This is a genomic window from Streptococcus pseudopneumoniae (assembly GCF_001074565.1).
Lineage (GTDB): Bacteria > Bacillota > Bacilli > Lactobacillales > Streptococcaceae > Streptococcus > Streptococcus pseudopneumoniae_J.
This window is the reverse complement of record NZ_JUQX01000018.1, coordinates 63,707-76,547: the sequence shown is the minus strand read 5'-3', so window position 1 is coordinate 76,547 and position 12,841 is coordinate 63,707. Positions and strand designations below refer to the sequence as shown.

The 12,841-nt window shown below is 43.1% G+C and carries 13 protein-coding genes and 1 riboswitch; of the genes, 10 read left to right on the top strand and 3 right to left on the bottom strand.

Annotated elements, in window-relative coordinates:
- Positions 1-17 precede the first annotated feature (17 nt).
- The 6 genes from zapA (at position 18) to ADI74_RS02060 (ending at position 6,661) form a co-directional block, all read left to right on the top strand.
- Positions 18-320: a cell division protein ZapA gene (gene zapA, locus ADI74_RS02085; protein ID WP_000002028.1), complete on the top strand. Its 303-nt coding sequence runs from the start codon at positions 18-20 to the stop codon at positions 318-320.
- Entirely contained in the window at positions 317-865 is a 549-nt protein-coding gene (locus tag ADI74_RS02080; protein WP_049536726.1) for a CvpA family protein, read from the top strand. The genes zapA and ADI74_RS02080 overlap by 4 nt, the downstream gene beginning before the upstream one ends.
- A gap of 100 nt (positions 866-965) precedes the next feature.
- The gene (locus tag ADI74_RS02075) at positions 966-3,302 is read left to right on the top strand and encodes an endonuclease MutS2 (protein ID WP_049536725.1); all 2,337 of its coding nucleotides are present in this window, start codon (positions 966-968) and stop codon (positions 3,300-3,302) included.
- A 168-nt stretch (positions 3,303-3,470) separates the two neighbouring features.
- Positions 3,471-3,559, top strand: a riboswitch (glycine riboswitch).
- A gap of 89 nt (positions 3,560-3,648) precedes the next feature.
- A complete protein-coding gene (locus ADI74_RS02070; protein WP_049536724.1) occupies positions 3,649-4,971 on the top strand; it encodes an alanine/glycine:cation symporter family protein in 1,323 nt (440 codons plus the stop codon).
- 131 nt (positions 4,972-5,102) lie between these two features.
- Positions 5,103-5,651 carry a carboxymuconolactone decarboxylase family protein gene (locus ADI74_RS02065; protein ID WP_049536723.1) on the top strand — a complete coding sequence of 183 codons (549 nt, stop codon included), beginning with the start codon at positions 5,103-5,105 and terminating at the stop codon, positions 5,649-5,651.
- A 110-nt stretch (positions 5,652-5,761) separates the two neighbouring features.
- A complete protein-coding gene (locus ADI74_RS02060; RefSeq protein ID WP_049536722.1) occupies positions 5,762-6,661 on the top strand; it encodes a TDT family transporter in 900 nt (299 codons plus the stop codon).
- A gap of 25 nt (positions 6,662-6,686) precedes the next feature.
- Here the strand turns inward: ADI74_RS02060 and serS are convergent, their stop codons facing one another.
- The 3 genes from serS to ADI74_RS02045 all read right to left on the bottom strand — a co-directional run bounded on the left by serS (position 6,687) and on the right by ADI74_RS02045 (position 9,914).
- A complete protein-coding gene (serS, locus tag ADI74_RS02055; RefSeq protein WP_000884222.1) occupies positions 6,687-7,961 on the bottom strand; it encodes a serine--tRNA ligase in 1,275 nt (424 codons plus the stop codon).
- Between the two features lie 214 nt (positions 7,962-8,175).
- On the bottom strand, positions 8,176-8,547 hold the full coding sequence (locus tag ADI74_RS02050) for a DUF956 family protein (RefSeq protein ID WP_000079374.1): 372 nt from the start codon (positions 8,545-8,547) through the stop codon (positions 8,176-8,178).
- A 2-nt stretch (positions 8,548-8,549) separates the two neighbouring features.
- Positions 8,550-9,914 carry an aspartate kinase gene (locus ADI74_RS02045; protein WP_049536721.1) on the bottom strand — a complete coding sequence of 455 codons (1,365 nt, stop codon included), beginning with the start codon at positions 9,912-9,914 and terminating at the stop codon, positions 8,550-8,552.
- Positions 9,915-10,191: 277 nt separating this feature from the next.
- Here ADI74_RS02045 and ADI74_RS02040 point away from each other — a divergent pair, with 277 nt between their 5' ends.
- From ADI74_RS02040 to ADI74_RS02025, 4 genes are all read left to right on the top strand, one after another.
- On the top strand, positions 10,192-10,977 hold the full coding sequence (locus ADI74_RS02040; protein WP_049536720.1) for an enoyl-CoA hydratase: 786 nt from the start codon (positions 10,192-10,194) through the stop codon (positions 10,975-10,977).
- Positions 10,978-11,067: 90 nt separating this feature from the next.
- The gene (locus tag ADI74_RS02035; protein ID WP_049536719.1) at positions 11,068-11,502 is read left to right on the top strand and encodes a MarR family winged helix-turn-helix transcriptional regulator; all 435 of its coding nucleotides are present in this window, start codon (positions 11,068-11,070) and stop codon (positions 11,500-11,502) included.
- The gene (locus ADI74_RS02030; RefSeq protein ID WP_049536718.1) at positions 11,502-12,476 is read left to right on the top strand and encodes a beta-ketoacyl-ACP synthase III; all 975 of its coding nucleotides are present in this window, start codon (positions 11,502-11,504) and stop codon (positions 12,474-12,476) included. The genes ADI74_RS02035 and ADI74_RS02030 overlap by 1 nt, the downstream gene beginning before the upstream one ends.
- 56 nt (positions 12,477-12,532) lie before the next feature.
- Complete coding sequence (locus tag ADI74_RS02025; protein WP_000257839.1) at positions 12,533-12,757, top strand: acyl carrier protein; 225 nt, start codon at positions 12,533-12,535, stop codon at positions 12,755-12,757.
- Positions 12,758-12,841 lie beyond the last annotated feature (84 nt).

Sequence of the window (12,841 nt, the reverse complement as noted above, 5' to 3'; positions counted from 1 at the left end):
ATCGTGAGGTGAATTTTATGGCAAATCTAAATCGATATAAGTTTACATTCGGAAAAAAGACATTAACCTTAACAACCGAGCATGACAACCTCTTTATGGAGGAAATTGCCAAGGTTGCGACTGAAAAATACCAAGCAATTAAAGAACAAATGCCTGGGGCGGATGATGAAACTATTGCGCTTCTTTTAGCGGTCAATTGCCTGTCTACACAGCTCAATCGTGAGATTGAATTTGATGACAAGGAGCAAGAGTTGTTAGAACTCCGCCACAAGTTGATTGCTGTCAAACAAGAACAGAGCAAGATTGAGGATTCCCTATGATTTCAATCCTACTCTTATTGGTTCTGGCTTGGGGCTTTTACATCGGCTACCGTAGAGGTTTGGTGTTGCAAGTTTATTATTTCCTCGTTGCAGTGATTTCAGCCTTTGTTGCGGGACAGTTTTATAAATCACTGGGAGACCACTTCCACTTGCTTGTCCCTTATGCCAATCCTCAGGAAGGACAGGGCACCTTTTTCTTCCCTTCAGACCAGCTTTTTCAGCTAGACAAGGTCTTTTATGCGGGTCTCGCCTACCTTTTAGTTTTCGGAATTTGTTACAGTATCGGACGTTTTATCGGTTTGTTCCTACACTTGATTCCAACTAAAAAGCTCGATGTCAAATGGTTCCGTATGGGAGCAGGCCTATTGTCGCTATTGGTAACCTTATTTGTCTTGCAAATGGCTCTGACCATTCTTGCAACGGTGCCTCTAGCAGTCATTCAAAATTCACTCGAAAAAAGTATAGTAGCTAAAAACATCATCCAAAGTGTCCCTTTTACGACAAACTTTATCAAACAACTCTGGGTGACAAATTTAATCGGATAAAAAGGGCGGGATTTTTCCTAGCCCTTTGTTTACAGATTGGGGGACTAGGTCAAAACCTCCAGTTGCTATAATCTTATAAACAAGCATACAAGGAAAGAATATGAATACAAAAATACTAGAAACCTTAGAATTTAATAAAATCAAAGCCTTATTTGAACCTCATCTCTTGACAGAACAAGGACTAGAGGAGTTAAAAAGCTTGGTTCCAACTGCTAAGGTGGATAAGATCAAGCAAGCCTTTACAGAGATGGAGGAAATGCAAGCCCTATTTGTGGAGCAACCTCACTTTTCCATACTAGCGACGTGTGAGATATCAGCTGTTTGCAAGCGTCTGGAGATGGGGGCAGACCTCAATATTGAGGAGTTCCTGCTCCTCAAACGAGTCTTGCTTGCTAGCAGAGAGTTGCAAGGTTTTTATGCCAATCTTGAAAATATACGTTTGGATCAGTTGGCGAGATGGTTTGAAAAACTACATGATTTTCCACACTTGCAAGGAAGTCTCCAAGCCCTAAATGATGCAGGATTTATCGAGAATTTTGCCAGCGAAGAACTGGCACGCATCCGTCGGAAAATCCATGATAGCGAGAGTCAAGTTCGAGATGTCTTGCAAGACTTGCTCAAGCAAAAAGCGCAGATGTTGACGGAAAGCATAATCGCTAGCAGAAATGGCCGTCAAGTCTTACCAGTCAAGAATACCTATCGCAATAAGATTGCGGGTGTTGTCCATGACATCTCTGCCAGTGGGAATACAGTCTATATCGAACCCCGTGAGGTCGTGAAACTGAGCGAAGAAATCGCTAGTTTGCGAGCAGATGAGCGCTACGAGATGATTCGTATCCTGCAGGAGTTATCGGAACGGGTTCGTCCTCATGCTGCTGAGATTGCTAATAACGCATGGATTATCGGCCATTTAGACTTGATTCGTGCCAAGGTGCGTTTCATCCAAGAAAGACAAGCAGTCGTTCCCCAACTTTCAGAGAATCAAGAGATTCAACTCCTTCATGTTCGCCATCCTTTGGTCAAAAATGCAGTGGCAAACGATGTGCATTTTGGTAAGGAATTAACGGCCATTGTCATTACAGGTCCCAATACTGGTGGGAAGACCATCATGCTCAAAACCTTGGGCTTGACCCAACTCATGGCCCAGTCAGGCTTGCCCATTTTAGCTGATAAGGGGAGCCGTGTCGCTATTTTCGAAGAAATCTTCGCAGATATCGGGGATGAGCAGTCTATCGAGCAAAGCCTGTCTACCTTCTCGAGCCACATGACCAATATCGTAGATATTCTTGGCAAGGTCAATCAGCACTCGCTCTTATTGCTAGATGAGCTTGGGGCAGGTACCGATCCGCAGGAAGGGGCAGCCCTCGCTATGGCTATTTTGGAGGATCTTCGTCTCCGTCAGGTCAAGACCATGGCGACGACCCACTATCCAGAACTCAAGGCCTATGGTATTGAGACAGCCTTTGTGCAAAATGCCAGCATGGAGTTTGATACAGCCAGTCTGCGTCCGACCTATCGCTTTATGCAGGGAGTTCCTGGTCGAAGTAATGCCTTTGAAATTGCCAAACGTCTGGGTTTGTCAGATGTCATTGTCGAAGATGCTAGCCAGCAGGTCAATCAAGATAATGATGTCAACCGTATCATTGAACAATTGGAAGAGCAAACGCTTGAAAGCCGTAAACGCTTGGACAATATCCGTGAGGTCGAGCAAGAAAACCTCAAGATGAACCGTGCTCTCAAAAAGCTCTACAACGAACTCAATCGCGAGAAGGAAACAGAGCTTAACAAGGCGCGTGAACAAGCTGCTGAGATTGTGGAACTCGCTCTAAGTGAGAGTGACCAAATCCTGAAAAACCTCCACAGTAAGTCTCAACTCAAACCCCACGAAATCATTGAAGCTAAGGCTGAGTTGAAAAAACTGGCTCCTGAAAAAGTCGACTTGTCCAAAAACAAGGTTCTTCAAAAAGCCAAGAAAAAACGAGCTCCAAAGGTTGGAGATGATATCGTGGTTCTCAGTTATGGTCAGCGTGGAACCTTGACCAATCAGCTCAAGGATGGCCGTTGGGAAGCCCAAGTTGGTTTGATTAAGATGACCCTGGAAGAAAAGGAATTTGATCTTGTTCAGGCTCAACAAGAAGCTCCAGTCAAGAAAAAACAAGTTAATGTCGTGAAACGAGCTTCTGGTCGTGGTCCGCAAGCAAGACTAGATCTCCGAGGCAAACGTTACGAAGAAGCCATGAATGAGCTGGACGCCTTTATTGACCAAGCTCTGCTAAACAATATGGCGCAAGTCGACATCATTCACGGTATTGGTACGGGAGTCATCCGTGAAGGTGTCACCAAATACCTACAAAGAAACAAGCATGTCAAGACTTTCGGCTATGCCCCACAAAATGCTGGAGGCAGTGGCGCCACTATTGTGACCTTTAAAGGATAGAGAGAAGAAGGATTCGCTCTTTCTGAAAAAAGAAATGAAAGGTCAAAAATTTTCATAGAATATATTGACAAAGGCTAACTTTTCTTGTAAAATAATAAAAAATAAAATACCAACACCGAATGAAGTTTAATAGAAGTGGAGAAAGGTTTGTTTTCCATGACTGTAAATGGACGGAACTCTGGAGAGACCGTAAAGGCACCGAAGGGGCAAGGCAGGTAACTGCTCAAACTCTCAGGTAAAAGGACAGAGCTAGGATAGACCGCTTTTTGGCATTTATCTAAGCATTCCAGAGTACATGTATCTTGCATGTGCTCTTTCTTTTGGGGTTGAAAGATAGGAGTAGGATATGTTAGAATTGCTAAAAGCGCTTGATGCTTTCGTTTGGGGACCTCCCCTCTTGATCTTATTGGTCGGGACGGGTATCTATTTGACCATCCGATTAGGCCTTTTGCAGGTAGCTCGTCTCCCGAAGGCCTTTCAGTTGATCTTTACCAAGGACAAGGGGCACGGCGATGTGTCGAGCTTTGCCGCTCTCTGTACGGCTCTAGCAGCCACCGTTGGTACGGGAAATATCATCGGGGTCGCGACAGCCATTAAGGTTGGGGGACCAGGTGCCCTTTTTTGGATGTGGATGGCGGCCTTCTTTGGGATGGCGACCAAATATGCCGAAGGCTTGCTGGCTATCAAGTACCGCACCAAGGATGCAAATGGAGCTGTAGCTGGAGGACCCATGCACTACATTCTTTTGGGGATGGGAGAAAAGTGGCGTCCACTTGCTATCTTCTTTGCCCTAGCGGGTGTATTGGTAGCCCTTTTAGGTATTGGTACCTTTACCCAAGTCAATTCGATTACAGAATCCATTCAAAATACAGCCCAAGTTGATCCAGCTATCACAGCTCTGATTTTATCCATTTTTGTAGGGGTTGCTGTCTTTGGGGGCCTCAAATCCATATCAAAAGTTTCGACAGCAGTGGTTCCTTTTATGGCTATTGTCTATATTCTAGGAACTCTTACAGTTATTCTCTTCAATATCGAGAAAATCCCAGCCACACTTGCACTGATCTTTACTTCAGCCTTTAGCCCAGTAGCTGCGGTAGGAGGTTTTGCAGGTGCCAGCATTCGAATGGCTATCCAAAATGGTGTGGCGCGAGGAGTCTTTTCTAACGAATCTGGTCTTGGTTCAGCTCCCATTGCAGCGGCTGCAGCTAAGACAAATGAGCCTGTCGAGCAAGGCTTGATTTCCATGACAGGAACCTTTATTGATACCCTCATTATCTGTACGTTGACTGGTTTAACAATCTTGGTAACTGGGGTTTGGAGTGGTGATTTGAATGGAGTTGCCTTGACCCAGTCAGCCTTTTCAACAGTTTTTTCAAATTTTGGCCCTGCTCTTTTGACCATATTTTTGGTTCTCTTTGCCTTTACGACAATTCTCGGCTGGAATTACTACGGTGAACGCTGTTTCGAGTTTCTCTTTGGTGTCCGCTTTATCTGGCTTTACCGTGTAGTCTTTGTAGTCATGGTCTTGTTGGGAGGATTTATCGAGTTGGATATGGTTTGGATTATTGCAGACATCGTCAACGCCTTGATGGCTTTACCAAACTTGATTGCCCTTTTGGTCTTGTCGCCAGTCGTCATTGCTGAGACTAAAAAGTATTTTAAACACTAACCCAATCACACTTTTAGTGTGATTTTTTTCATTTCATAGACAATTCCTATCATGGCGATTGAAAATATATATTATCCAAGGGTGAAATTCTATGATAGACTAAATGACAATAAAATGAAAAGAGGTTTCTTATGACAACATTTACAATCCACACAGTAGAATCAGCACCAGCAGAAGTAAAAGAAGTTCTTGAAACAGTACAAAAAGACAACAACGGCTATATTCCCAACCTAATCGGTCTCTTGGCCAACGCTCCTACCGCGCTTGAAGCCTACCGAACTGTCGGAGCCATCAACCGTCGCAACAGCCTGACACCAGTTGAGAGAGAAGTAGTGCAAATCACAGCTGCCGTAACCAATGGTTGTGCTTTCTGCGTCGCAGGTCACACAGCCTTTTCAATCAAACAAATCCAGATGAATGATGATCTTCTCCAAGCTCTCCGCAACCGCACTCCGATTGAAACAGATCCTAAATTGGACACCCTAGCTAAGTTTACCTTGGCAGTCATCAATACCAAGGGTCGTGTAGGGGATGAAGCGCTTAGTGAATTTTTAGAAGTCGGCTATACGCAACAAAATGCCTTGGACGTGGTTCTGGGAGTCAGCCTAGCCAGCCTTTGCAATTATGCAAACAACCTAGCTGATACGCCAATCAATCCAGAGTTGCAACCCTATGCCTAGTTCGAATCATAAATAAAAAATGAAGGCTGAGCAATCCAGTCTTCATTTTTCTATGCTATTTTAAGGGTTTTTATGCTATACTGATAATAATATGATTAACGGAGGTTGCCATGAAAAAACTCCCCTTGGTATTTTCTGGTTGTTTGTTAGGTTTGGCAGGTGCAGGAAACCTGATTGCGGATACTTGGCCTGTGCTATCGCACTTATTTAGTTTGACTGGATTGGTCTTATGGATCTTCTTTCTCCTTTTTCATCTAAGAAATTGGTCTGAAACCAAGCGAGAATTGACCAAAGCCCCTCTCTTATCTGGCATGGCCACTTTTCCCATGGCAGGGATGATTTTCTCAACATATATCTTACGACTAGTTCCGTCTATGTCTATCCTAGCCCAGCTTTTGTGGTGGTTCTCCTTTATCTTGGATCTTGCTTTGATTGCTTATTTTTCTCGTCGCTTTGTGGGAGTGGAGGAAAGAGCTAGTGCAACACCAAGCTGGACAGTACTTTATGTGGGAATAGCAGTGGCAGCCTTGACCTATCCAGTCGTTGGCCTGATTCAGATTGCCTACCTAACGGTGACTTTCGGCTTTCTAGCTACTTGTTTTCTCTATCCATTGATTTACAGTGATTTAAAGAAAAAACCATTGACTCCAGCCCTACTAGGGCAAGAAGGAATCTACTGTGCTCCTTTTTCTTTGCTCTTAGCAGCTCTGGTGCGTATCGGTGGACTTGCTCTGCCAACCTGGGCCTTGCTACTGTTGATGCTTGTCTCTCAGTCGTTTTTCATTTTCGTTTTGACTCGCTTGCCCAAAATTTTAAAACAAGGTTTTCAAACAGCCTTCTCAGCCCTCACCTTTCCCACTATTATCTCAGCAACCTCTCTCAAGATGTCTCAAGGAATTGTAAAACTGCCTTTCTTAGATTATCTAGTGTTTGCGGAAACTTTCTTTAGCTTAAGTCTTTTGCTATTTGTCTTAGGTGCTTATCTGATTTGGTTACGAAAAAAGGTCTAGCTATATTCTAGCTAGGCCTTATTTTTTATGGTTTGATAACTTCAGCTCCACCCATGTATGGACGAAGAGCTTCTGGAATGGTTACAGAACCATCTGCATTTTGATAGTTTTCAAGAATAGCAGCCACTGTACGTCCAACTGCAAGTCCAGAACCGTTCAAGGTATGAAGAAGTTTCACCTTGCCATCGGCTTCGTCACGGTAACGGATTTGGGCACGACGGGCTTGGAAATCTTCTGTATTTGAACAGCTTGAGATTTCACGATAGGTATTTTGCGCTGGAATCCAAACTTCCAAGTCATAAGTTTTTGCAGCTGAGAAGCCCATATCCCCAGTAGAGAGCGCAACCACACGGTATGGAAGGTTGAGTTTTTGAAGAATATTTTCAGCGTTGGCTGTCATTTTTTCCAGTTCTTCGTATGATTCTTCTGGTTTGGCAAATTTGACCATTTCAACCTTGTGGAATTGGTGTAGACGAATCAAGCCACGTGTATCACGACCTGCAGAACCAGCTTCAGAACGGAATGATGGACTCATGGCAGTGAAGTAGATTGGTAGGTCTTTACCGTCAAGGATTTCATCACGGTAGTAGTTTGTGAGGGGCACCTCAGCCGTTGGAATCAAGACAAAGTTGGTATCGCTGAGTTCAAAAGTATCTTCTTTGAATTTTGGATATTGACCAGTGCCAAACATAGAGTCGTGGTTAACTATGTACGGTGTGATGACTTCTGTATAGCCTTCCTTGCCATGCTCATCCAACATAAAGTTGTAGATGGCACGTTCCAAACGAGCGCCAAGACCTTTATAGAAAAGGAAGCGAGCACCCGTCACTTTTCCACCACGTTCCCAGTCAAGGATACCTAAGTCTTCACCAAGATCCCAGTGAGCTTTTGGTTCAAAGTCAAACTCTCGCGGAGTTCCCCAACGGCGAACTTCCACATTATCGTCCTCATCAGCTCCAACAGGAACGCTGTCAGCTGGGATGTTTGGAAGAGTCGTGGTAAATTCTGTCAACTTAGCATCGATTTCCCCCAATTCAGCATCCAAGACTTTGACTTCAGCAGATAGGGTTTGCATAGCAGCAATCTTGTCATCGGCATTTTCCTTGTTGCGCTTAGCTTGGGCAATCTCAGCAGAAACTGTGTTACGTTCTGCTTTTAGAGTTTCAACCTTGACCAAGATGTCACGACGTTTAGCATCGATTTCTTTCATCTCATTTAAGATAGCAGCATCTACACCGCGTGTAGCCAATTTTTCAGCGACAGCATCAAAGTCTGTACGAATACGTTTAATATCTAACATAAGTCCTCCTTTATATGAAAAAGCACACCTGACAAAGCGTTGGAGTGGCAGGGCCACGGTTCCATCCAACTTCACAGGTGTGCACTTGATTGTATATGTAATTGTGAACAACGGTAGAATTTCACCTATCCCTCCTATCTGCTCGCAGCACCCGCAGACTTTCTGAAAGAAGAGGATAACCTACTTATCCGTTGCTATGATTATACTAAAGTTTCTACTTTTTTGCAAATAGATTTTTAAGTTTTTGTCCAATGGTCTGGAGTAGAGTTGGAAGTTTCACGACCTTGTCGTTTCCTAATTTTTCCCGAGCGATTTTGAGGATAGCTCCAGAGTCTTTTGAGGCAAAGAGGAATTTACCTTGATCGGTAAAGACTTCAAAGTGACGGCTGATTTTACGTCCACTTACGTTGGCTCCGATTTGATTGACGCTAGACCAGGGGATTTGGATATATTGTTCGACATTGACATCAGGATAAAACTCCAAGGCTTGGTCTCCGACTAGAAATTTTCCAACCTTTCCAGAGATAGAGAGATAAGATGTTCCAGTGGTTTGCAGGTCAATGACTTTATTGAGAGATTGGGCCATAATTAGTCTTCCTTACTTTCATCGAAAAAGGCATGGTAGAGAGCCTTGATAGCTGCCTTTTCTTGGTCTTTATTGACAACAAACATGATGGAAACTTCACTTGAACCTTGGGACATCATCTGGATGTTGATCTTGTTTTCTGATAGAGCCCGTGTTGCGGTAGCTGTTACACCGATGTGACTCTTCATTTTTTCTCCGACAATCATAATGATGGAAAGATCGTGTTCGATCTCTACATGATCCACTTCAGCTTTTTGGACCAACTGACGAAGAATTTCTTCTTCCTTGATAGGAGTGAGTTCGCGACCGCGGAGAATGATTGAAAGATCATCAATACCAGTTGGCATGTGTTCCCATCCGATGTTAAGATCTTCTAGGATTTGTAGTGCCTTGCGACCAAATCCTACTTCACGGTTCATGAGGTATTTTGACATGTTGATGCTGACAAAGCCAGAATCACCAGCGATTCCAACGACTGGGAATTCATCACTGCTATGCTTTAGAACGATACGAGTACCCGGATGATCAGGATTATTAGTATTTTTGATAACCAGAGGAATTTTCCCACGGTAGGCAGGGAGCAGAGCTTCATCGTGAAGGACTGAGAAACCTGCATATGCCAATTCACGCATCTCACGGTAGGTCAATTCAGGGATAGAGTGCGGTTGGTGAATGATACCCGGATGGGCAGCAAAGATACCGTCAACATCCGTAAAGTTTTCGTAGAGATCAGCTTTGACACCTGCAGCAATGATGGAACCTGTTATGTCGGATCCACCACGTGAGAAGGTACAGATTTGATCTTCCTTAGTAACCCCAAAGAAACCAGGAATAACAAGGACTTGGTTGCTGTCAGCCAAGCCTTCAATCTTGTCATAACTAGATGGAATGATGCGAGCATTTCCAGGTTCGCTTGTTACGATAATTCCCGCTTCTCTAGGATGGACATAGCGCGCATCAATACCATTTTGGTTAAAGTAGGCTGCGATCAATTTGGCGTTGTTGTTTTCCCCAGCCGCTAGGAAGGCGTCATAGAGAAAGTCATTTTCTTCAATGGGAAGAGTCGCTAAGGCGCGGATACTTTTAGAAATTTTCTCTAAAACAGTTGGTTTTAAGCCTAGTTCGCTCACCATAGCCGCATAGCGGTCGATAATCCAATTTTGGCTAGTGCTGATGTCATTTCCAGCCACATAGTCACGATAGTATTTGATCAAGGCATCTGTAACCTTGGTATCCTCAGCATTGCGTTTACCCGGTGCAGAAACAACCACAAAACGGCGCTCTTTATCGCTTTTAACGATATTTAAAACTTTTTCTAACTGACTAGCAGAGGCAAGAGAGCTTCCACCAAATTTTACAACCTTCATAGGGACTCCTCAAGTAAGTATTTTATACGATTATAGCAGAAAGAGGGGCTTTTTTCAATGAAGAAAATATCTTCCTATTTTAATAGAAGCAAATGGTAATTTATTCTGGCAATCGATAAATAGATAAAAAGTAAGAAAGTCAATTTTCCTCAAATTCATAAATGAAGGTAAAATAATCGGCTGAGACACTTTTAATTGATTTTTTCTTGTTCCTTTATCCCAAAAAAGGTATACTTTGATAATAAAATAATTTTATCACCATACAAAAGGAGAAGCTATGAATCATATCCTATACCAGATCGTAGATGATCTAGCTATTATTACTCTGAATCGTCCTGAAGTGGCAAATGGTTTTCACATTCCAATGTGTGAGGAAATCTTAGAAGCTTTGACCTTGGCAGAGCAGGACCAAGCAGTACAGTATATCTTGATTAACGCGAACGGAAAAGTTTTCTCAGTGGGGGGAGACCTGGTCGAGATGAAGCGGGCGGTGGATGAGGACGATATTCCTTCACTGACAAAAATCGCTGAATTGGTCAATACAATTTCCTATAAGATCAAGCAAATACCAAAACCAGTTTTGATGGAAGTAGATGGAGCCGTTGCAGGAGCTGCAGCCAATATGGCAGTAGCGGTTGATTTTTGTATAGCAACAGACAAGGCCAAGTTCATTCAAGCCTTTGTCGGGGTTGGCTTGGCTCCTGATGCAGGAGGTATTCATCTCCTAAGTCGTAGTATAGGAGTAACACGAGCAGCCCAGCTTGCAATGACAGGAGAAGCCTTGACAGCAGAAAAAGCTCTGGAGTGGGGCGTGGTTTATCGAGTCTGTGAGGCAGATAAGCTGGAAAAAACACGAGACCAAGTTCTAAAAAAACTCAGACGCGGTTCAGCTAACTCCTATGCAGCAATTAAAAAGCTGGTTTGGGAAAGCCAATTTAAGGATTGGCAAAATTATGCTGAATTAGAGTTGAGGTTGCAGGAATCCTTGGCTCAAACCGAAGATTTTAAAGAAGGAGTTCGGGCTCATTCAGAAAGAAGACGACCAAAATTTTCAGGAAAGTAAAAAAATACTTGCACTATCTTTTGAAGTTTGATATACTTTCTCTATCAAATGTTTTGATTGTAAAAGTTTTTTGAAGAGGAGGGAAAAAGTTTGGACTACCAACAAGTAAATGATTATTTAACATCCATTTTTAATAATGTCCTTGTGATCGAGGAGGTTAGCTTACGAGGTAGTCGATTCAAAGACATCTCCATCAAAGAAATGCACACGATCGATGTGATTGGGAAGTTCCCGGAGGCAACACCAAGCAAGGTTTCAAAGGAACTGATGGTAACTCTTGGAACGGTTACAACGAGCTTGAATAACCTGGAAAGAAAGGGTTATATTGAGCGTATTCGTTCTGATCAGGATAGACGTGTAGTGTATCTGCATTTGACAAAGAAAGGTCGTCTAGTCCACCGCCTTCATAAACGTTTTCACAAGGCCATGGTCGAAAAAATTATCGACGGTATGAGTCCTGAGGAAATGGATGTTATGGGCAAAGGATTGACTAACCTTTATCAATTTTTGGAGGATTTGAAATAATGGCTTTTGCAAAAATAAGCCAGGTTGCTCATTATGTACCCGAGCAAGTGGTCACCAATCAAGACTTGGCTCAAATCATGGATACAAGCGATGAGTGGATTTCAAGTCGTACAGGAATTAAACAAAGACATATTTCAAAAACGGAGTCAACGAGTGATTTGGCGACAGAAGTTGCCAAAAGTTTACTGGCTAAGGCGAACATAAAAGCTGAGCAGATCGATTTTATCATTGTAGCAACGATCACACCTGACTCAATGATGCCCTCTACAGCAGCGCGAGTTCAGGCCAATATTGGTGCTAACAGAGCCTTTGCTTTTGATCTCACAGCTGCCTGCAGTGGATTTATTTTTGCACTTTCAACTGCTGAGAAGTTTCTGACATCTGGACAGTTCAAAAAAGGGATTGTTATCGGTGCTGAAACCTTGTCCAAGGCGGTTGACTGGTCAGATCGATCGACTGCTGTACTCTTTGGGGACGGTGCTGGTGGAGTTCTCTTGGAAACAAGTGACAACCGCCACTTCCTTGCAGAGAGTATACACAGTGATGGTGCTCGAAGCGAGTGCTTAACTTATGGGCAAACGACCTTGACTCCCCCCTTCTCTAATCAAGAAGCAGTTCCTGCATTTTTGAAGATGGATGGGCGAGCAGTTTTTGATTTTGCGATTCGAGATGTTGCTAGGTCAATCAAGCAGACCATTGACGAAGGTCCAGTAGGGGCATCTGATTTGGACTATCTCTTACTTCATCAGGCCAATATCCGCATATTGGATAAGATGGCTAAAAAAATCGGTGTAGACCGAGACAAACTTCCAGCCAATATGATGGAGTATGGGAATACCAGTGCGGCTAGCATCCCGATTTTACTATCAGAGTGTGTGGATCAGGGGTTGATCCGTTTAGACGGTAGCCAGACCATTCTTTTATCAGGCTTCGGTGGAGGCTTGACCTGGGGCACGCTCATTCTTACAATCTAGGTAATCATGTGGTGAACACATTGTTATAAATTTTTATATTTTAAAGGAGTCCTATCATGGCAGTATTTGAAAAAGTACAAGAAATTATCGTTGAAGAACTTGGAAAAGATGCATCAGAAGTAACACTTGAATCTACTTTTGATGATTTGGATGCAGATTCTTTGGACTTGTTCCAAGTAATCTCTGAAATCGAAGATGCTTTTGACATCCAAATCGAAGCAGAAGATAACTTGAAAACAGTTGGTGACTTGGTTGCCTACGTTGAAGAGAAAACAAAATAAGAGCGAATAAGATATAGAAGGAGTTGGGGAAACCCACTCCCTCTTGTTTAGGTAATAGTTTGAGACTCAAATAATATACTAATC